The sequence below is a fragment of the Stenotrophomonas sp. Steno-C17 genome (genome assembly GCF_056393165.1).
This window is the reverse complement of record NZ_JBWJPD010000019.1, coordinates 1-20,566: the sequence shown is the minus strand read 5'-3', so window position 1 is coordinate 20,566 and position 20,566 is coordinate 1. Positions and strand designations below refer to the sequence as shown.

General features: G+C 67.4%; 14 protein-coding genes. 6 read left to right on the top strand and 8 right to left on the bottom strand.

Annotated features, from left to right (window positions below; translation table 11 throughout):
- Positions 1-266 precede the first annotated feature (266 nt).
- Positions 267-2,558 carry an NADP-dependent malic enzyme gene (locus AC06FA_RS15890; RefSeq protein ID WP_312707310.1) on the bottom strand — a complete coding sequence of 764 codons (2,292 nt, stop codon included), beginning with the start codon at positions 2,556-2,558 and terminating at the stop codon, positions 267-269.
- A 228-nt stretch (positions 2,559-2,786) separates the two neighbouring features.
- Positions 2,787-4,142 (bottom strand): dicarboxylate/amino acid:cation symporter, encoded by a 1,356-nt coding sequence (locus AC06FA_RS15885; RefSeq protein WP_478069151.1) that lies wholly within the window; start codon positions 4,140-4,142, stop codon positions 2,787-2,789.
- Between the two features lie 321 nt (positions 4,143-4,463).
- Here AC06FA_RS15885 and AC06FA_RS15880 point away from each other — a divergent pair, with 321 nt between their 5' ends.
- The 3 genes from AC06FA_RS15880 (at position 4,464) to AC06FA_RS15870 (ending at position 9,304) form a co-directional block, all read left to right on the top strand.
- Positions 4,464-5,633, top strand: a complete 1,170-nt coding sequence (locus AC06FA_RS15880; RefSeq protein ID WP_478069150.1) for an OprO/OprP family phosphate-selective porin — start codon at positions 4,464-4,466, stop codon at positions 5,631-5,633.
- Between the two features lie 80 nt (positions 5,634-5,713).
- Entirely contained in the window at positions 5,714-8,362 is a 2,649-nt protein-coding gene (locus AC06FA_RS15875) for a hybrid sensor histidine kinase/response regulator (RefSeq protein ID WP_478069149.1), read from the top strand.
- A 105-nt stretch (positions 8,363-8,467) separates the two neighbouring features.
- Complete coding sequence (locus AC06FA_RS15870; RefSeq protein ID WP_478069148.1) at positions 8,468-9,304, top strand: ankyrin repeat domain-containing protein; 837 nt, start codon at positions 8,468-8,470, stop codon at positions 9,302-9,304.
- Between the two features lie 113 nt (positions 9,305-9,417).
- Here the strand turns inward: AC06FA_RS15870 and AC06FA_RS15865 are convergent, their stop codons facing one another.
- Genes AC06FA_RS15865 through AC06FA_RS15850 form a run of 4 tightly spaced genes read right to left on the bottom strand, consistent with a single transcriptional unit; the run spans position 9,418 to position 13,244 of the window.
- Complete coding sequence (locus tag AC06FA_RS15865) at positions 9,418-10,065, bottom strand: response regulator (protein WP_108754101.1); 648 nt, start codon at positions 10,063-10,065, stop codon at positions 9,418-9,420.
- A gap of 59 nt (positions 10,066-10,124) precedes the next feature.
- The gene (locus AC06FA_RS15860; protein ID WP_478069147.1) at positions 10,125-11,180 is read right to left on the bottom strand and encodes an ABC transporter substrate-binding protein; all 1,056 of its coding nucleotides are present in this window, start codon (positions 11,178-11,180) and stop codon (positions 10,125-10,127) included.
- Positions 11,177-12,562: a sensor histidine kinase N-terminal domain-containing protein gene (locus tag AC06FA_RS15855; RefSeq protein ID WP_478069209.1), complete on the bottom strand. Its 1,386-nt coding sequence runs from the start codon at positions 12,560-12,562 to the stop codon at positions 11,177-11,179. Before AC06FA_RS15855 ends, AC06FA_RS15860 begins: the two co-directional genes overlap by 4 nt.
- Positions 12,555-13,244 (bottom strand): response regulator transcription factor, encoded by a 690-nt coding sequence (locus tag AC06FA_RS15850; RefSeq protein ID WP_312707302.1) that lies wholly within the window; start codon positions 13,242-13,244, stop codon positions 12,555-12,557. Before AC06FA_RS15850 ends, AC06FA_RS15855 begins: the two co-directional genes overlap by 8 nt.
- 272 nt (positions 13,245-13,516) lie before the next feature.
- Between AC06FA_RS15850 and AC06FA_RS15845 the strand changes: the two genes are divergently transcribed.
- Genes AC06FA_RS15845 through phbB form a run of 3 tightly spaced genes read left to right on the top strand, consistent with a single transcriptional unit; the run spans position 13,517 to position 16,800 of the window.
- Entirely contained in the window at positions 13,517-14,653 is a 1,137-nt protein-coding gene (locus tag AC06FA_RS15845) for an OprO/OprP family phosphate-selective porin (RefSeq protein ID WP_478069208.1), read from the top strand.
- Between the two features lie 52 nt (positions 14,654-14,705).
- Complete coding sequence (locus AC06FA_RS15840) at positions 14,706-16,034, top strand: CitMHS family transporter (RefSeq protein ID WP_478069207.1); 1,329 nt, start codon at positions 14,706-14,708, stop codon at positions 16,032-16,034.
- A 25-nt stretch (positions 16,035-16,059) separates the two neighbouring features.
- Entirely contained in the window at positions 16,060-16,800 is a 741-nt protein-coding gene (phbB, locus tag AC06FA_RS15835) for an acetoacetyl-CoA reductase (protein ID WP_108757118.1), read from the top strand.
- Positions 16,801-16,917: 117 nt separating this feature from the next.
- On the opposite strand, the gene AC06FA_RS15830 is transcribed toward phbB, so the two are convergent.
- Both AC06FA_RS15830 and AC06FA_RS15825 read right to left on the bottom strand, forming a co-directional pair.
- On the bottom strand, positions 16,918-17,913 hold the full coding sequence (locus AC06FA_RS15830) for a DUF4274 domain-containing protein (RefSeq protein WP_478069146.1): 996 nt from the start codon (positions 17,911-17,913) through the stop codon (positions 16,918-16,920).
- 109 nt (positions 17,914-18,022) lie between these two features.
- Positions 18,023-20,314 carry a TonB-dependent receptor gene (locus AC06FA_RS15825; protein ID WP_478069145.1) on the bottom strand — a complete coding sequence of 764 codons (2,292 nt, stop codon included), beginning with the start codon at positions 20,312-20,314 and terminating at the stop codon, positions 18,023-18,025.
- Positions 20,315-20,566: the final 252 nt, after the last annotated feature.

Sequence of the window (20,566 nt, the reverse complement as noted above, 5' to 3'; positions counted from 1 at the left end):
GCGGGGTTCTTCCAACACCATGCAAACAGCAGTCGGCTGGGTAGAGTCGACTGTCAGTCGACTTCCGCGCGCAGCGCGGGGTTCTTCCAACACCATGCGAAGCGCAGTCGACTAACAGTCGACTCTACCCACTTCCGCGGCGCGGGGTTCCTTCAGCGCCATGCGAAGAGCAGTCGACTAACAGTCGACTCTACCCACTTCCGCGGCGCGGAAATGGAAACGCGCCCCGTGGGGCGCGTTTCTGCTGCTGTCGCTGGAAAGAAGGCTTACGCCTTCTTTTCCGCTTCCAGCTGCTTGCGGATCTGCGCATCGACCGCGGCAATGGCGGACATGTTCAGGATCCGGCGCGAGGTCGCGCTGGTGGTCAGGATGTGCACCGGCTTGTTCACGCCCATCAGGATCGGGCCGATCGCCACGCCATCGGTGAACACGCGCACCAGGTTGTAGGCGATGTTGGCCGCTTCCAGGTTCGGCAGCACGAACAGGTTGGCACGGCCCTGCAGAGTCGAGCCCGGCAGCAGCTTCTGGCGCAGCGCTTCGTCCCACGCGGTGTCGCCCTGCATTTCGCCGTCCACGTTCAGGCGCGGGTTGCGCTTGAGCAGCATCTCGCGGACCTGGCGCATCTTCAGTGCGTCCTTGGAATCGTGGCTGCCGAAGTTGGAGTGCGACAGCAGCGCCACCTTCGGCTCGATGCCGAACAGCTTCATGCGGTAGGCCGCCTGCAGCGTGGCTTCGGTGATCTGCTCGGCCGTGGGGTCTTCCTGCACGTGGGTGTCCACGAAGAAGAACACGCCCTGCTGGTTGATCACGCCGGTCATGGCCGAGGTCGAGGTGACCTTCGATTCCAGCGGCAGCACGCTGCGCACGTAACCCAGCTTCTTGTGGAAGCGGCCGACGATGCCGGTCAGCATGGCATCGGCTTCGCCACGAGCAACCATCACCGCAGCGATCAGGGTCGGGCGCGAACGCATCAGGTTCTTCGCCGCGGCCACGGTCACGCCACGGCGGCCGGTCAGGCCGTGGTAGTACTGCCAGTATTCGTTGAAGCGCGGATCATCGTTGATGTTGGTGATCTCGATGTTCTCGCCCACCTTCAGGCGCAGGCCCAGGCGTTCGATGCGCGCTTCGATCACGTCCGGGCGGCCGATCAGGATCGGGTGCGCCAGGCCTTCATCGACCACGTTCTGCACCGCCTGCAGCACCACTTCCTCTTCACCTTCGGCATACACCACGCGCTGCTTGTCGGCGCGGGCGCGGTCGTAGACCGGCTTCATCATCAGGCTGGTGCGGTACACGAACTGCGACAGCTTCTGCCGGTAGGCATCCATGTCGGCAATCGGGCGCGCGGCCACGCCCGAATCCATCGCGGCCTGGGCCACGGCAGCGGACAGTTCCACCAGCAGGCGGCGGTCGAACGGACGCGGGATCAGGTATTCACGGCCGAAGCTGGGCGTGTCGCCGCCATAGGCCGAGCCCATGTCGGTGGCCGCACGGCGGGCCAGCGCGGCGATGGCGCGCACGCAGGCGATCTTCATTTCTTCGTTGATCGCGGTGGCGCCCACGTCCAGCGCGCCGCGGAACAGGTACGGGAAGCACAGCACGTTGTTGACCTGGTTCGGGTAGTCCGAACGGCCGGTGCCGATGATCGCGTCCGGGCGGGCGGCGCGCGCCTCTTCCGGCATGATTTCCGGGGTCGGGTTGGCCAGCGCGAAGATGACCGGGTCCGGCGCCATGGTCTTGACCATCTCGGCGGTCAGGATGCCCGGGGCCGACAGGCCCAGGAAGATATCCGCGCCGTTGACGATCTCGGCCAGGGTGCGCTTGTCGGTGTCGCGCGCATAGCGCTGCTTTTCCGGGTCCAGATCGGTACGGCCGGTGTGGATCACACCCTCGCGGTCGAAGGCCAGGATGTTTTCCGGCTTCAGGCCCAGCTGCACCAGCATGTTCACGCAGGAAATGCCGGCCGCGCCCATGCCCGTGGTCGCCAGCTTCACTTCCTCGATCTTCTTGCCGGTGATGGCCATGGCGTTGAGCACGGCGGCGCCGACGATGATCGCGGTGCCGTGCTGGTCGTCATGGAACACCGGAATCTTCATGCGCTCGCGCAGCTTGCGCTCGACCACGAAGCATTCCGGCGCCTTGATGTCTTCCAGGTTGATGCCGCCGAAGGTCGGCTCCAGCGAGGCGATGATGTCGACCAGCTTGTCCGGATCGGTTTCGTCCACTTCGATGTCGAACACATCGATGCCGGCGAACTTCTGGAACAGCACGCCCTTGCCTTCCATCACCGGCTTGCCGGCCAGCGGGCCGATGTTGCCCAGGCCCAGCACGGCGGTGCCGTTGGAAATGACCGCGACCAGGTTGCCGCGGGCGGTGAGTTCGCTGGCCTGCTGCGGGTCGGCCTTGATGGCTTCGCAGGCATAGGCCACGCCCGGCGAATAGGCCAACGACAGATCACGCTGGGTCAGCATCGGCTTGGTCGCAGCGACGCGGATCTTGCCCGGCGGCGACATGCGGTGGTAATCGAGGGCGGCCTGTTTGAAATCTTCGTTGGACATCGACGTGGGTTACATGAATGGGCAAGAGGGACAGGGGATGATACCCCCGTTGGAGGAGCTGGACCTGTCGCTATCCTGTCGCAACCATGCTGCGACCGCACAATTCCGTGCCGTATGCAACGATCCCGGTCCAGCGTGGGCGCCCTTGATGACAGCCAAGCGACGCCCTGAAACGCTGCGGGGCCGTGCCACTGTCGTGACCGGCCCCGCAGTACCACACACCTGGCGTCAGCCCTTGGCCGGCAAGGCCTCGGTCAGCACCGGGGCCACCGCATCGACCGGCGGCGGCAGCTCGCTTTCACGGCCGTCCAGCGCCAGCTTCAGGCGGTCGCGGTCCAGCGCGTTTTCCCAGCGCGACACCACCACGGTGGCCACCGCATTGCCGATGAAGTTGGTCAGCGAGCGGCATTCGCTCATGAAGCGGTCAACGCCCAGGATCAGCGCCATGCCGGCCACCGGCACTTCCGGCACCACGGCGAGGGTGGCGGCCAGGGTGATGAAGCCGGCGCCGGTGACGCCCGCTGCGCCCTTGGAGCTGAGCATGGCGACCAGCAGCAGTGCGATCTGGTGGCCCAGGCTCAGTTCGGTGTTGGTCGCCTGGGCGATGAACAGCGCCGCCAGGGTCATGTAGATGTTGGTGCCGTCCAGGTTGAACGAATAACCGGTGGGCACCACCAGGCCGACCACCGACTTGCTGCAGCCGGCGCGCTCCATCTTTTCCATCAGCGACGGCAGCGCCGACTCGGACGAGGAGGTGCCGAGCACCAGCAGCAGTTCGGCCTTCAGGTAACGGGCCAGCTTGAACACCGAGAACCCGCACAGGCGGCAGACCACGCCCAGGATGACCGCCACGAACAGGAAGGCGGTGATGTAGAACGAGCCCACCAGCCAGGCCAGGTTGACCAGAGAACCAACGCCGTACTTGCCGATGGTGAAGGCAATGGCACCGAAGGCGCCGATCGGGGCAGCCTTCATCAGGATGTGCACCAGCTTGAACACCGGCGCCACCAGCGCTTCCAGGAAGGCCTGGATCGGCTTGCCCTTCTCGCCCACCATGGCCAGCGCGATGCCGAACAGCACCGCTACGAACAGCACCTGCAGGATGTTGCCGTCCACGAAGGCGCTCAGCAGCGTCTTCGGGATGATGTCCATCAGGAAGCCGACCAGGGTCAGGTCATGCGACTTCTCGACGTAGCTGTGCACCGCGGTCTGGTCCAGCTCGGCCGGATTGATGTTCATGCCCGCGCCGGGCTGCACCACGTGCGCCACGACCATGCCCACGATCAGGGCCAGGGTGGAGAAGAACAGGAAGTACGCCATCGCCTTGGCGAACACGCGGCCCACCGTGCGCAGGTGGGTCATGCCGGCGATGCCGGTGACGATGGTCAGGAAGATGACCGGCGCGATGATCATCTTCACCAGGTTGATGAAGGCATCGCCCAGCGGCTTCATTTTCTCGCCGATCAGCGGCTCGTAATGGCCCAGGACGGCGCCCAGGATGATCGCCACGATCACCTGGAAGTACAGCTGGCGGTAGAGCGGCAACGGCTTGCTGGGCACCGGTGCGGTGGTCGGGATGTGCATGGCGGACTCCGGAAGGGGCGGTTCTGGCGCATACGGTTCCCGCCGTGGCGGGACCGTCTCCGTGGATCTGGGCGCGGCCCGGCGGTTAGCGCCGGCGCGACCAATGGACGCCTTTGTACGCGCCGGGCACGCCGGCGCAGATAACCTATTGGTACTAGCCCCCCGGTTCAGGCGGCTGCGGTGCCTACACTGGCGCCGTACCGACGCCCTCGGGGACGCCGGTGGCCCGAGCTGAACGGCCGGGCACGTTCCCGCGCAAGTTCCGGCCATCGCGGCCGTTGTTGTCCTGTCCACACGCAATCTGAGAGAGCCGCACCACCCATGCGCCCGATTCCCACCTTGCTGGCCCTGTCGCTGGCCGCACTGCCCGCCTTCGCCTCCGCCGCCGATTTCGACAACTGGCCGACCAAGTACACCTTCGGCGACGGCACCGAACTGGCCGCCACGGCCAACATCGCCTACGACTACAACGACTTCTCTTCGGCCAGCGGCATCGAGGATGACGATGCGGTGCGCCGCAAGGAGTTCGGCGCGACCCTGAAGAAGAAGGGCGTGTATGACGCGATGGTCTACTACGATTTCCAGGCCGATACCTGGCTGGACGTGTTCGTGCGCTTTGAAAGCAAGGCGTTCTTCGGCCGCGACGTGGGCCGCTTCCGCTTCGGCTACATGAAGACCCCGGTCGGCCTGGATGCCAACACCTCCTCGCGCGCCGGCAGCTTCCTGGAAACCGCGTTGCCGGTGCAGGCGTTCTACGCCGGCCGCCGCACGGGCGTGGAATGGGTGCTGGAACGCCCGCAGTACCTGCTGCAGGCCGGCGCCTACGGCGGCAAGGATCTGCAGGGTGACAACCCGGGCACCACCCAGGCCGTGCGCGCCGTGTGGACCCCGGTGAAGGCACCGGGTGACGTGGTCCACCTGGGCCTGGCCTATTCGCAGGAAAACCCGCGCGGCTACCACGATGGCCGCGATGTGCACCACGAAGCCAGCGCGCGTCTGCGTGCCCGCCCGGAAGCCGGCCTGACCGACATCCGCCTGGTGGATTCGGGCGCGCTGGTGACCGCCGACCAGATCCGCCGCACCGGCCTGGAAGGCATCTGGATCCGTGGCCCGTTCTCGCTGCAGGCCGAAGCGCTGCAGGCCACGGTCACCCGCAACGACGGCAAGCCCGACTACACCGGCCACGGCCAGTACGCGGCGGCCAGCTGGGTGCTGACCGGCGAATCGCGCCCGTACAACGCCGGCGCGGTGGCCAACATCAAGCCCGCCCACGACTACGGCGCGGTCGAACTGCTGGCCCGCTACAGCCGTCTGGACCTGGACGATGGCAGCATCCTGGGCGGCCGCCAGCACGACCTGACCATCGGCGCCAACTGGTACCTGACCAGCCACTTCAAGTTCCAGGCCAACTACGTGAAGGTCGACGCCAGCCGTCGCGGCGTGCGCAGCACCCCGGAAATCTTCGAACTGCGCGCGCAGATGCACTTCTGATCCGTTCCCCGGCACTTCCTTCCACAGTGCCTGCGGCGGGCGTGCTCCCCACGCCCGCCGCCCCTGCGTAGACTGCCGCCATGTACTGGCTCAGCCGCCATCGCCTGCTGTTGCTGACCCTGCTGGTCATGATCGGCGGTACCGTGCTGTGCGCGGTCGCGGCCGGACACTACGCCTGGCGCCGCGCGCTGGCCGCCGAAAGTGCGCAGGTGCAGCGCCAGCTGCAGTTGTACGGGCAGGGCCTGCAGCAGCGCATCGACCGCTTCGGCACATTGCCGCAGGTGATGGCGCTGGACCCGGACCTGCTGCAGGCGCTGCAGGCGCCGCTGTCGGCCAGCGAGCGGCAGCGCCTGAACCTGAAGCTGCAGCGCGCCAACCAGGTCACCCGCACCTCCACGCTGACCCTGGTCGGTCGCAATGGCGTGGCCGTGGCTGCCAGCAACTGGGACGAGCCGGCCAGCAACGTGGGCGAGGACTACAGTTACCGCCCCTACTACCAGCAAGCCATGGCCCATGGTCGCGGGCGCTTCTACGGCATCGGCATGACCACCAACGTGCCGGGCTACTTCATGTCCGAGGCGATCGTGGATGCGCAGGGCCAGCGCATCGGCGTGATCGTGATCAAGATCGAGCTGTCGGCGCTGGAACAGGAATGGCTGAGCAGCCCCGACGTGGTACTGGCCAGCGACAACCACGACGTGGTGTTCCTGGCCAACCGCGATGCCTGGCGCTACCGCCTGCTGCGCCCCCTGGGTGCCAGCGAGCGCCGCGAGATGCTGGCCGCGCGCCAGTACGCCGACCGTTCCCTGCAACCGCTGCGCGTGCGCACCGAAGACGTGCTGGCCGATGGCGGGCGCATGGTGCGCCTGCTGGACCCGGCGCTGGCCACGCCCATGCTGTGGCAGAGCCTGGCGCTGGACGATGAAGACTGGAGCCTGCACCTGCTGCACGATGCCAGTGCCGCCGGCAGTGCCGGCCGCGGTGCCGCCATCGCCGGTGCCGCCGCCTGGCTGGCGCTGGGCTTCCTGGTGCTGTTCGTGCAGCAGCGTCGGCGCTTGTCCAAGCACCGCCAGCGCAGCCGCCGCGAACTGGAAACCCTGCTGAAACAGCACGCGCAGGAACTGCGCACCGCCCAGGATGGCCTGCTGCAGGCGGCCACCGATGCCGACAGTGGGCTCAGCCGCAGCCTGGAACACCTGCCGCAGGGCGTGGTGGTGATCGACCGCGACCAGCGCCTGGTCGCCTGGAATTCGCGTTACGTCGAACTGTTCCGGTTCCCGCCGGGGCTGGTGCGGGTGGGCCGGCCGATCGAGGAACTGTTCCGCTTCAATGCACGCCGCGGCCTGCTCGGCCCGGGTCCGATCGACGAAGCCATCGAGCGCCGCCTGAACCACCTGCGCAGCGGCCGCCCGCACATGCGCGAAAGCGAGAAGGACGACGGCACCGTCCTTGAGATCCGCGGCAATCCCCTGCCCGACGGCGGCTTCGTCACCAGCTACGCGGACATCACCAGCTACAAGAACGCCGCGCGTGAACTGCGCTCGCTGGCCGACGCGCTGGAACACCGCGTGGCCGAGCGCACCCACGATCTGGACGAAGCGCGCCGCGAGGCCGAGCAGGCCAACCGCTACAAGACCCGCTTCGTGGCCTCGGCCGTGCACGACCTGCTGCAGCCGCTGAACGCCGCGCGCATGTTCGTGTCGGTGCTGCGCGGCCGCTTGAGCGGTGATGCGCGCGAACTGAGCGAACACGTGGATGCGGCCCTCGCCGCGCAGGACGCCATCCTCAACAGCCTGCTGGACATTTCACGGCTGGAATCGCGTGCGCTGCAGACCCGGGTGCGTGCATTCGCGCTGTCGCCGCTGCTGGAAACCCTGGCCCGTGAATTCGGCATGGCCGCGCAGGGCCGTGGCCTGCAGCTGGACTGGGTGGATACGCGCGCCATCGTGGTCAGTGATGAAGCGCTGCTGCGCCGCATCCTGCAGAACTTCCTGTCCAATGCGCTGCGCTACACCCCGCGCGGGCGCGTGCTGATCGGCTGCCGGCGCGTGGGTGACCACCTGCGCATCGAGGTGCACGACCAGGGCCCGGGCATTCCGGAAAGCCTGCAGGGTGAGATCTTCGAGGAGTTCCGCCGCTTGAACGACGGCGTGGAACAGGAGCGCGGCGCCGGCCTGGGCCTGGCCATCGTCGAGCGCATCGGCCGTCTGCTCGGCCACCGCATCAGCCTGCGCTCCACCCTGGGCAAGGGCAGCGTGTTCGCGGTAAGCGTGCCGCTGGGGCAGGCCGAGGACGTGGTGGTGCCAGCCCCCACGCCGGTGGTCGCCGCCGAACTGACCGACGACAGCCCGCTGCGCCAGTGCCGGGTGTGGAGCATCGACGATGATCCGCGCGTCTGCGCCGCCACCCGCGCCCTGCTGGAACGCTGGGGCTGCAACGTGGAGCTGGCCGATGGCCCGCAGGGGGCGCTGGAAATCGCCAGCGCGTTGAACGTGCCGCAGCTGTTGTTGCTGGACGTGCGCATGGGCCAGTGGCATGGCCCGGACCTGTACGAAGCGCTGTGCAGCCTGTGGCAGGCGCGGCCACCGGTGATTCTGGTGACCGCCGAGCGCGATGACGCGCTGAAGGCGCATGCCGCCGAGCAGGGCTGGGGCTTCCTGCCCAAGCCGGTGCGGCCGCCGGCCCTGCGCGCGTTGATGACGCAGATGTTGCTGCGGCATCGGGCGTAGAGTCGAGCTTGCTCGACTGCATTGCTCCGCTCGTTGTAGAGCCGAGCCCATGCTCGGCTGCATTGCCTACAATCGACAACCCTCCCCGTGCAAGGATCGCCAAGCATGCAGAAATCCCCGAAGGTGAAGATTCCCGCGGATATCTTTGAAGCAGCCTGGAACGCCAACGCAGCCGCCACCGCGGCCTTCCTCGCGGCCGGCGCAGACGTACACGCAGCGGATGCCTTTGGGTTCACCGCACTGGAACGGGCCGCATCCAGCCAGGACCGCGCGCCGATGGAACACACGCTCGCCACCCTGCGTCTGCTGATCGATGCCGGCAGTCCGCTGGAGCACGTGGGCGCGGGGGGACGCACGGCGTTGTTCCTGGCGGCAGAGTTTTCGCCAGACGGCCCCGAAGCGGTACAACTGCTGGTGGACGCCGGTGCACAGCCGGATGTCCGCGACGCGCATGGCAACCACATCGTGGAGAACGCCTGGTCGCCGCAGGTGAAATCCCTGCTGTCCGCCCTGACCGGCCACGCCATTCCCCCAGTGGTCGTGCGCAAGCCGGACCGGAAGATGTCCGCTGCGGCATGGACACTGGCACAGACGAAGATCAAGGCAGCGTTTGCCATTCTGGAATCGGACGGCATCGTCACCACCCGCGGATGCGGCGATACCCGCGACGACGCTGCCGACGACACCAATGAACTGTTCTGGCGCCGCGGTGGAACAGAAGCCGGCCTGAAGGGGTTCTGCTTCTATTCCGGCGATGACATGAAGCGCGTCAAGCGCACCAGTGATCTGTCCATCGGCTTCTGGGGCCCGCCCGACAGCGCGGCGATGGAGCGCATCGGCCAGGCCATCGTCGATGCCTTCGCCAGCGTCGGCCTGCCTGCCGAATGGGATGGCACGGAACGCATGCGGCCCTGCATCGATCTGCGTTCGCTCAGCGCCTGACGCACTTGGCGTCGAGATTGCTCGACGGCTTCGCCTCGTAGAGTCGAGCTTGCTCGACTGCTGTTGCCCGCCCAGTCGAGCAAGCTCGACTCTACAAAAGCAGCAGTGCGGGGTCAGATCCCGCCCGCGTCGCCTTCCGGCTCCAGCGCCTTCACCAGCACGGCGGCCTGGGTGCGGCTGTGGCATTCAAGCTTCTTCAGGATGGCGGTCACGTGCACTTTCACGGTGTTTTCGGCCAGGCCCAGTTCGTAGGCAATCTGCTTGTTCAGCAGGCCATCGGCCAGGCACAGCAGCACGCGGAACTGCTGCGGGGTGAGCTGGGCCAGGCGTGCGGCCAGCAGGGCGTCGGACTCGCTGCGCTCCGGCGCCATCGCCGGGAACCACAGGCTGCCGTCCAGTACCGCCTGCACCGCTTCGCCGATGGTTTCGGCCGGGGCCGACTTGGGAATGAAACCGGCGGCACCGAACTGCTGGGCGCGGCGGATCACCCGCGGGTGGTCGTTGGAGGACAGGATCACCACCGGGATGTCCGGGTGCGAGCCGCGCACATGCAGCAGCGCGGAAAAGCCGTGCGCGCCGGGCATGGTCAGGTCCAGCAGCACCAGGTCCACATCCGGCTGGGCGTCCAGCGCCTGTGCCAGCGCGTCGGCGCTGGCCACTTCGCGCACCTGGGCCAGCGGCAGGCTCTGCCGCAACGACTGCACCACCGCCGAACGCAGCAGCGGATGGTCGTCGGCGATCAGGATGGTGTATTCGCTCATGGGCCCATTGTACGGGCAGTGCCGCGCATCCGCCGGGCGGGGCCCGGCGCTACCCGGGCCTAGCGCCCGGCCGGCTCCACGCTGCTGCGCCAAGCATCCAGGAACTGGCGGCGCTTCAGTGCATCCAGGTAGACCAGCAGTCCGGGACCGAGCTGGATCGGGCGGCGGCTGCGGCCCGGCGCATCGTCGCTGCGCGCGTTGCCGGTGACGATCGGCATCAGCCGCGCCTCGCGTGACAGCACCTGCTGGCCACGCGGCGACAGCAGGTAATCGAGGAAGCGCCCGGCCTCTTCCGGGTGCGCGCCGGTGCGCGGAATCACCGCCGTGCGCAGCACCACCAGGGTGTAGTCCTCGGGTTCGACGATGGCCAGCGGCGCGCCGGCATCGATGCGCGCCTGCGCATACGAGCCCAGCACGTTGTAGACCAGCGACAACTGGCCACTGGCCACCTGGTCCAGCAGCACGCCGGTGCGCTCCTCGCGCACCACCGCGTTGTCGCCCAGCGCGCCCAGCAGTGCGCCGGCGATGCTGCCGCGCTGCGCATCCTGGGTGGCCAGCAGGTAGCCCACGCTGCTGCGTTCGATATCGTAGGTGCCGACCTTGCCACGCAGCGGCAGGCCCTCGGCACGCAGCAGGTCCAGCAGTTGCCGGCGCGTGCGCGGCGCCTTGGCCGCCGGCAGTGCGTGCTTGTTGTAGACCATCACCACCGGTTCGTAGCTGATACCGAACGCCTCGCTGCGCCACTGCGCCCACGCCGGCAGCGCGGCCGTCTGCGCCGAACGGTGCGGCACCGCGTGGCCATCGTTCACCAGCTTGGTCTGCAGGTCCATGCCGCTGGAAATCAGCAGGTCGGGCGAGTCGGGACCACTGCGGTCGCGCAGGTAACGCGCGTACAGGTCCTGGGTGATGATGTCCTCGTACACCACTTCGGTACCGGGGTGCAGACGCTGGTAATCGGCGATGACCTCGGCGAATACCTCGATATCGGTGGTGCCGTGGATGCGCAGCTGCGCCGTGGCCGCGCCCTGCGCGGGAAAGCGCCGTACATCGCCGGGCGCGGCCAGTGCGGGGGCAGCCAGCAACAGCGCCAGCGCGGCGGCGAACAGGCGGATCATGGAGTGCTCCGGGGCAGGCGGATGGTGGCCACCAGACCGCCCTGCGGGCGGTTGCTGAGGTCGATGTGGCCGTTGTGGCTGTCCACCACGCGCTTGACGATGGCCAGGCCCAGGCCGGCGCCACCGGCCGCCGCGCCTTCGCCGCGCGCAAAACGTTCGAACACGCGCCCGGCATCGGCCGCGGCAATGCCGGGGCCATGGTCGGCAATGGTCAGCACGGCCTGCCCGCCTTCCACGGTCAGCGCGATCTGCAGCGCGCCGTCGCCACCGTACTTCAGCGCGTTGTCGACCAGGTTCTTGATGGCCTCGCGCAGCAGCAGCGCATCGCCCTGCACCTGCACCGGTTCGGCGGTCATGGCCAGCTGCACGCGTGGCGCCGGCCCGGCCTGCGGCAGCGCTTCGTGCAGGGCCTGGTGCACGGTCTCGACCAGGTCCACCGGCGCAAAACGTTGCAGGTGCGAGCGATGGATCACGCTGGCATCGCTCAGCAGCTGGTTCAGCAGGCGGCTCATGTGGGTGGCATTGCGCTCGATCGCCAGCAGGCTGCGGCGCATGTCCTGCGGATCATCATCGTCCAGCGCCAACTGCGCCTGCGCGCGCAGCGCCGCCAGCGGCGTGCGCATCTGGTGCGCGGCTTCGGCCATGAACGCGCGCAGTGTCTCGTTGCTGCTGGACAGGCGCTCCATGAAACGGTTCAAGGCCGCGACCATCTGGTCCATTTCGCGCGGTACGCGCGCATCGAGCGGTTTCAGGTCGGACGGCTCGCGCCGCGACAACTCACGTTCCACACGTACCAGCGGACGGAACGCGCGATGCACGCCGAACGCCACCAGCGCCAGCAGCAGCCCGGACAGCACGCCGATGGCCAACAGCGCGCGGTTGACCATGTCCTGCGCCAACGCTTCGCGCGCACGCCGGGTCTGGCCCACCTGCACCTGCACGTCGCCCTGTGCAGACGCCGCCGCGAAACTGCGGCTGACCACCACGAAGCGCACGGTTTCACCGCTGTACGCGGCATCGAACAACTGCGGTTGCAGGCCCGGACGGCGCGGCGGCGCGGGCAGGTCACCGTAGCCGGTGATCAGGTTGCCGCGGCTGTCGGTCAGCCGGTAGAACACCCGGTCTTCTGCCGCCATCGACAGCAGGTCCAGTGCGGCATAGGGCAGATCCACCTGCCATTGGCCATCGACCAGCGCCACCGAATCGGCAATCGACAGCGCCGATGACACCAGCAGGTGGTCGTAGGACCGGTTGGCGGCACGCTGGCCGTAGTCGCGCGCGGCAAACAGCAGCGCCACCGCGAACACCGCCAGCAACCCACCCAGATACAGCAGCAGCGTGCGCCGCAATGAACCCGGCGCCGTGGCGCGTGCCTCAGCCATCGCCGTCGGTGCCGCCATCGGTGGGTTCCAGCAGATAGCCCACGCCACGCACGGTGGTGATGCGCACCGGTGCATCGGCCAGCTTCCTGCGCAGGCGCCCCACGTAGAGTTCGATCGCGTTCGGCCCGGCCTCGTCGTCGAAGCCGAACAGGCCGTTGCCGATCTCGTCCTTGCCCACCACCTGGCCCATGCGGCCCACCAGGATTTCCAGCAGACGGTATTCGCGGTTGGGCAGTTCGATCGGTTCACCATCCAGGGTGACACGGTGCGCCGCGTTGTCGAACTGGAAGCCGCCTACCTGCACCACCTCGCTGGCCTGGCCGCGCGCACGGCGCAGCAGCACGCGGCAACGCGCTTCGAATTCGCGGAAATCAAAGGGTTTGCCCAGGTAGTCGTCGGCGCCAACGTCGAGCGCCTGCACGCGGTCTTCGATGCCATCGCGCGCGGTCAGCATCAGCACCGGCGTGCTGTCACCGCGTTCGCGCATGCCGGCCAGCACGCGCAGGCCATCCAGCTTGGGCAGGCCGATATCCAGCACCACCAGATCGAAGCTCTGGTAGCGCAGCACGCTGGCGGCGGCCAGGCCGTCGGCCTGCCAGTCCACGGCGTGCCCGCTGCGGCGCATGCGGCGGATGATGGCATCGGCCAGGTCCGGGTTGTCTTCGACCAGCAGCAGGCGCATCGGCGGGAACAGAGGGACGCGGGGGGAAGCGAATGCTACCGCGTGCGGCGCGATGGCGTGTGGCGCGTGCATTCCGCCGGGCATGGCCCGGCGCTACCGGGGGCGCGGCGGCCGCGTTTACGCTGCACCGCACAAACCGCTGACAGGACGATGACAGCTACCGCAACCCAGACTGCGGCCGCGCACCATCCGGTGCCCACGATTGCCGCGCGCCTGGCGCGCACCTGGGAGGGTTTGTGGAATTGAAGTTTGCCTGGCAGCGCCCCGCCGCCATGATGGCCCTGGCTGCGCTGGCCGCGCCGGCCTTTGCTGAAGACGACCGGCCGGTCACGGCCACCGTCGGCGGCCGCCTGCACCTGGATTTCGCCACGTTCGACAACGACGACCGCGGCACCCCGAACAAGGACGACACCGAAGTACGCCGCGCCTGGCTGGATGTGTCCGGCAAGTTCTTCGTGGTCGACTACAAGATGGAAGCCGATTTTTCCGGCGACCGTGTGGAAGCCAAGGATGTCTACCTGAGCCGTGGCTTCGGCAGCGCCGGCCGGCTGACGGTGGGCCAGTTCAAGCAGTATTTCTCGCTGGATGACCGCACCGGGTCCAACTACGGCAGCTTCCTGGAGCGCGGCAACGCCGGTACCACGCTGGCGCCGCTGTACCGCTTGGGCGCGTCCTGGCAGGCCAATCCGGGCGATTTCACCTGGGCCGCCAGCGTCTACAGCCTGGAAAGCATCGACGCCGGGCAGGTGAAGGGCCGCGCCGCCGGTGGCCGCGTGACCTGGGCCCCGGCCCCCCGCGATGGCGACGTGCTGCACCTGGGCCTGTCGCTGGCCCGCGAGGCCTACGACAACCCTGGCGCAAGCGGTGCACCGGGGCTGAAGATCCGCCCGCGCCCGGCCGGCCACCTGTCCGATGAAAGCCGCCTGACCCTGGTCGATTTCTCTGCCGGCCGCGACACCGACGTCAACAAGTGGTCGCTGGAATACGCGCAGGTGCGCGGCCCACTGTCCTGGCAGGGTGAGTTCAGTGGCGCTACGTTCGATGACGGCGCCCAGCGCGGCGACGTGATGGCCGCCTACGGCATGCTGAGCTGGTTCGTGACCGGTGAGAGCCGCGCCTACGACCGCAAGACCGGCCGCTTCGCCAGGGTGAAGGACATCCGCCACAAGGCCGGCGCCTTCGAAGTGGCGCTGCGCTACGACCAGATGTGGGGCGCGCAGCACCTGGATGGCGCGCCCGACCTGCGCCGCGGCAGCACCGAAGCCTGGACGCTGGGCGGCAACTGGTACCTGCGCGACAACCTGCGCTTCATGTTGAACGTGATCGAGAGCCGCAACCGCGACCGCCTCGCCGGCGTCACGGTGGACCGCACGCGCGCGGTGACCGGCCGCCTGCAGTTCGACTTCTGACTCTCCCCTCTTCCCTTCCCCACGTCCTGTCTTCTCTAGGAGTCCGCAGATGATGCTGAGCATCCTCGGCTTTGGCATGGTCATTACGTTCATGTACTTGATCATGAGCAAACGACTGTCGCCGCTGGTCGCCCTGATCACCATCCCGATCATCTTCGCCCTGCTGGGCGGCTTCGGCGCCAACATCGACGAAATGATGCTGGAAGGCATCAAGAAAATCGCGCCGACCGGCGTGATGCTGATGTTCGCCATCCTGTACTTCGGGGTGATGATCGATGCGGGCCTGTTCGACCCGCTGGTGCGGGTGATCCTGCGCTTCGTCAAGGGCGATCCGATGAAGATCGTGCTCGGCACCGCGGTGCTGGCCATGCTGATCTCGCTCGATGGCGATGGCTCGACCACCTACATGATCACCGTGTCGGCGATGCTGCCGCTGTACCAGCGCCTGGGCATGAGCGCGCTGAACATGACCTGCGTGACCATCCTGGCCGGTGGCGTTATGAACCTGACCCCTTGGGGCGGCCCCACCGCGCGTGCTGCCACCGCGCTGCACGTGGATCCGGCCGATGTGTTCGTGCCGCTGATCCCGTCGATGGTGATCGCCTGCGCCGGCGTGCTGGTGCTGGCCTGGTACCTGGGCATGAAGGAACGCCGTCGCCTGGGCGTGGTCACCCTGCCGCAGGGCGGCAACTGGATGGACAGCACGGTATCGGACGACAACACCGCGCTGCCGTCGGTGGAGGACGCTGAGGACATCAAGCGGCCGAAGCTGCTGTGGGTGAATCTGGCGCTGACCCTGGCCCTGATGGGCGCACTGATCGCCGGCGTGCTGCCGATGCCGGTGCTGTTCATGGTCGGCTTCGCCATTGCCCTGGTCATCAACTACCCGAACCTGGCCGAACAGCGCCGCCGCGTGGTCAACCATGCCGGCAACGTGCTGTCGGTGGTGGCGCTGATCTTCGCGGCGGGCATCTTCACCGGCATCCTGAACAACACGGGCATGGTCGAGGCGATGTCGCGCAGCTTCCTGGCGATCATTCCCGATGCCTGGGGCCCGTACCTGGCGGTGATCACCGCACTGGCCTCGATGCCGTTCACCTTCTTCATGTCCAACGACGCCTTCTACTTCGGCGTGCTGCCGATCCTGTCCGAGGCCGCCGGCAACTACGGCATCACCCCGGTGGAAATGGCCCGCGCATCGCTGGCCGGGCAGCCGGTGCACCTGCTCAGCCCGCTGGTGCCTTCCACCTACCTGCTGGTGGGCCTGGCCAAGGTTGAGTTCGCCGACCACCAGAAGTTCACCCTGAAATGGGCGGTCGCCATTTCCCTGCTGCTGATGGTCGGTGGCCTGCTGTTCGGCCTGTATCCCTTCGCTGCCTGATCCACGTATCCAGGAGTCTTGTGCAATGACGCTTCGAATCGCTTACGTCACCAGCGGCATGGGCAGCGTGGGTACTGCCATCTGCCAGGGCCTGGCCCGTTCCGGCCACACGGTGGTGGCCGGCTGTGCACCGAACTCGCCGCGCAAGGCCAACTGGCTGCGCGAACAGCGCGAACAGGGCTTTGATTTCATCGCCTCGGAAGGCAACGCCACCGATTGGGCCTCCACCAGCGCCGCCTTTGCCAAGGTGCGCGCGGAAGTGGGCGAGATCGACGTGCTGGTGAACAACTCCGGCGGCAGCCGCGATCTGCTGTTCCGGCAGATGACCGTAGAGGACTGGAACGCGGTGATCGCCTCCAACCTCAACGCGCTGTTCAACCTGACCAAGCAGGTGGTCGACGGCATGGCCACGCGCGGCTGGGGCCGCATCATCAACATCGGTTCGGTAAGCGCCCACAAGGGGCAGATCGGCCAGGTGAACTACGCCACGGCCAAGGCCGCCATGCACGGGTTCAGCCGGGCACTGGCCGCTGAAGTGGCCTCGCGCGGCGTAACGGTGAACACTCTGTCGCCCGGCTACATCGCCAGCCAGGCGATCAGCAGCTTCCCGCCGGATGTACTGGACCGGCTGGCGGCATCGGTACCGGTACGCCGCCTGGGCCGGCCGGAGGAAGTGGCCGGGCTGGTGGGATGGCTGGCCTCGGACGAGGCTTCCTATGTGACCGGCGCCGACTACGCAGTCAATGGTGGGTTGTACATGGGCTGACCGGTTGGCGGGGTCAGAGCCCTTTCGCAGGCGAAAGGGATCCGTCCCCTGCCGCCGCCCCTGGGGTCAGATTCCTTTCGCGCGCGGAAGGGCTCTGACCCCGACGCGTTCTGCGATCTACCCGCGCGCCTGCACCAGTGCGGTGGCTACATCCTCCGGCAGGCCGGTGATGAAATCGACCTCATCGGACTCCTGCACGATCTGGCCGTCGCGCGGCAACCACATCGCTTCGGGAATCGCACGCAGCACCGGCCGACCGGGCCAAGGGGCCGGGAAACGCGGCCGGTTCTGTGCCAGGTCGAATCCCAGCCCCTGGTCTGCGTAGCCGCCCTCGGCCAGCCGTTGTTCGATGCTGCGCAGCACAGCGGCGGTGTGCCGGTGCGATACAGGAACATCGTCGACCGTGGCGAACGACACATACCAGGACGCCCCCAGGTTCCAGTACAGCGCCAGTGCGCTGGAGGCGGCCAACGACGGTTGTTCCAGCAGCCATTGCAGCGCATCCGACAACGTGTGGGTATCAGCGAACAGCATCAGCTGGTGACGCTGCTGCGGCGTGGCCTGCTGCAGGAATGGTTCGAGCACCGGCCAGCCCGCGTCCAACGCGGTCGCTGCGGGTGAGAGCGTCGGCGGCACGACCTCCGCCCAGATATCGACCTCGCCTGCGGTGGCATCACCGAGTGCCGGGCCGCGTTCGGGTACGAACGCCGCGGCCAGATCGTGCAGCTGCTGCGCGACCGCGAACGGCAGGCCATCGTCGTACGCCTCATCGACCGCCTCGGCAAACGGATCGCACGCCAGCCCATGGTCGGGGTAGAAGCCCTCCAGACACCGCTGTTCGATGCGGCGGACCAGCGCGTAGGCCTCCTGCTCGTGGCCAGGCACCTCGCTGGCGTCTGTGTACTGGGCGAACCGCGCGGCGCCCAGCGATGCATGCATCAGCAGTGCCGTGGCCCGGTCCAGATCGCGGTGCTCTGCCAGCCAGGCCAGCACCTCGGGGCTGTCGTCGTAGTTGCGCCGTGCAACGTAGATGTGGCGTTGTGCGGGCGAGGCGTTGCGCAGGTAGTCCTGCAGCAGGCGGCTGCAGGACGTGTGGTACTCGTCGGGGGTCACGTGGGGGTTCCGTGGCTCGGGGGCGCGTGCAGTCTAGCGGCCCGTTGCCCCGGGGTCAGAGCCCTTTCGCAGGCGAAAGGGATCCGACCCCGGCCATCACCCCATCGCATCAGAACTCGGCGGCGACGGTCATGAACACCTGGCGCGGTGCGCTGGCATGGATCGCGTAGCGCGTACCGTTCGGGTCGGTCGGTGCGAACGAGCTCAACTGCCCGGCGTAGCGCTTGTTGGTCAGGTTGGTGGCGTTCAACGAAACACGCACGTTGCGCAGGCCGAGCCCCGGGCCGAAGTCATACCCCGCACCGGCGTCGAAGGTGGTCACGCCCGGCACCGACTGGTCGTTGGTGTAGGTGTAGTAGCGCTTGCCGGTGTACTTGGCGCGCAGGCTGGCGAAGAAGCCATCACGGTTCCAGCTGATTTCACTGGATGCCATGCGCTGCGGCGTATCCACGGTGATCTTGCCGGCCACCGGCACGATCGCACCACCGGAGGTGTAGTTGTCTTCGTAGGTGGTCTTGTTCCAGGACAGCGCGTTGTACCACTGCAGGCCGTCGACCGGCTTCAGGATGAAGGTCAGCTCGGCGCCGTGGCTTTTCACCGAACCGACGTTGATGAAGCGCGTCACGCACTCCGGACGCGTGCCCACTTCGATGCTCGAGCACGGGTTCAGCGACAGCAGGCGATTGTCGAACGTCACGTTGTAGGCGGCGATGGAGGCCTGGTACTTCTCACCGAAGGTGCGGAAACCGGCTTCCAGGCTCTTGGACTTTTCCGGTTCCAGCCCGGCGCTGGCCGCGAACGATTCCGGCGACACCTGCAGCGGGCCACCGCTGCCACCACCCACGAAGGCGGCGATGTTTTCCGCGTACGAAGCGAACAGCTCGTTGTTGGCGTTGAGCTTGAAGCCCAGGCCCAGCTGCGGCAGCACCGATTCCTTGGCGGTGAGGGTGCCCGAAGCAATACTGGTTTCCACGCCGCCCTTCGCGGTGGCGCGCATGCGGGTGTTCGGGCTCTTGATGCCCACATCCACGGTCAGGCGCTGGTCGAGGAAGCGCATGCGGTCCTGCACGTAGAACTGGCGCGTGCGGATGTCGAAGTCCTGGTTGAACAGCAGGCGGTCAGGATTCTGCAGGTACAGATCGTCCAGGAATGGCCCGCTGATGTAGTAGAAATTGCGCGAGACGTTATGGTCGTTCTGCTCGTACCACAGGCCGGCTTCCAGCTCGTGGATGCCTACCGTCCACGACAGCGCGGCAGTCAGGCCATCGCGGTTGATGGTGTAGTTGGTGCTGCGGATCGAGATCGGCAGCATGCGGTCGGTGCCCGGGTAGGACGGCTGGCCCGGCGCCCACCAGTGGCCCTGGCCACGGTTGTCGTGGTGGTAGGCCAGCAGCTTCAGGCGGCCCTGCTCGCCCAGGCGCAGATCGGCATCGGCCGAGTACAGGTTGTCATCGCGCAGGGCGCGGCTCTGGTAGTAGGCATCATCGATACTGTTGACGCCGCCGCTGAAGGCACACTTGGCCGGGTCACGGGTGCCCGGTGCGCAGTAGGCTGCGGCCACGGCGCGGTCCCAGTCGGGCGCGTAGATGTTCCAGTCCCAGCCCAGGCCGCGCGCCAGCATGTCCTTGGACAGGTACGCATAGTTGGCCTGGCTGGCGCGCGAGGTCGCCACGAACGCACCGAAGCGATGGTCACCCACGTTCCATACCGCCTTGGCGTTGAACTGGCGGGTGGTCTGGTTCTGGTACGGCGCCGCCCACATGTCCTGGTCCTGGTGCACGCCGGACACGTACGCCGAGAAGCCATTGATATCGCCGGTATCCACGCGCAGGTAGCCGCGGCGCTGGTTGTCATCGCCCACGGTGATGCTGGCGCGGCCGCCGAATTCGGTGGACGGGTCCATCGAGAAGTACTGGATGGTGCCACCCAGGTTGCTGGTGGAGGCCACGCCCAGCGAGCCGATGCCCTGCGACAGTTCGGCGCCGGCCAGGTTTTCGGCGATGATCGCGCGGGCGATGCTCAGGCCGTTGTAGTTGCCGTAGCTGTTGTCGCCCAGCGGGATGCCGTCAAGCGTGTAGCCCAGGCGGCTCTTGTCGAAGCCGCGCAGGCTGATGGTCTGCGATTCTTCGTTGGCGCCGAAGGCATCATTGGACTGCACCGACACGCCGGGCAGGCGGTCGAGGATTTTCTGCCCGCTGGTGCCCGGCGGCAGTACCTGCTTGTCGACGGCGGTGATGCGCTGCACCTGGCGGGTTTCGCCCTGGCCGATCACGGACACGGTATCCAGCGTCTGCGCGCTCAGCGCGGCGTCGGTGCTGGCGTCGGTGGTTTCGGCGGCATGGGTGCTGGTGGCGGCGGAAAGCGCGATCGCTACGGCGATCGTCAGGTATCGGGTCTGCATGAGAGTCCATTGCATGGGGGAAGGCCGGCGCGTCTGCGCGCGGCGCGCCGACACTATGCGAATGGAAGATGAAAGGTTGTTTACGAAGCGGCGCGCGTGCTGCGGGCGGTGACGCGCGTCTCGTTTGTGAGGGTGGGTGTGTCGGCAGGGCTGCGCCCTGCCCCCCTGTAGAGTCGAGCCATGCTCGACTGAAGCAACGTCAAAAGCCTGCATTCCGTGGGATGGCGGGGTGGGTCCGGTTGCGGGGGACGC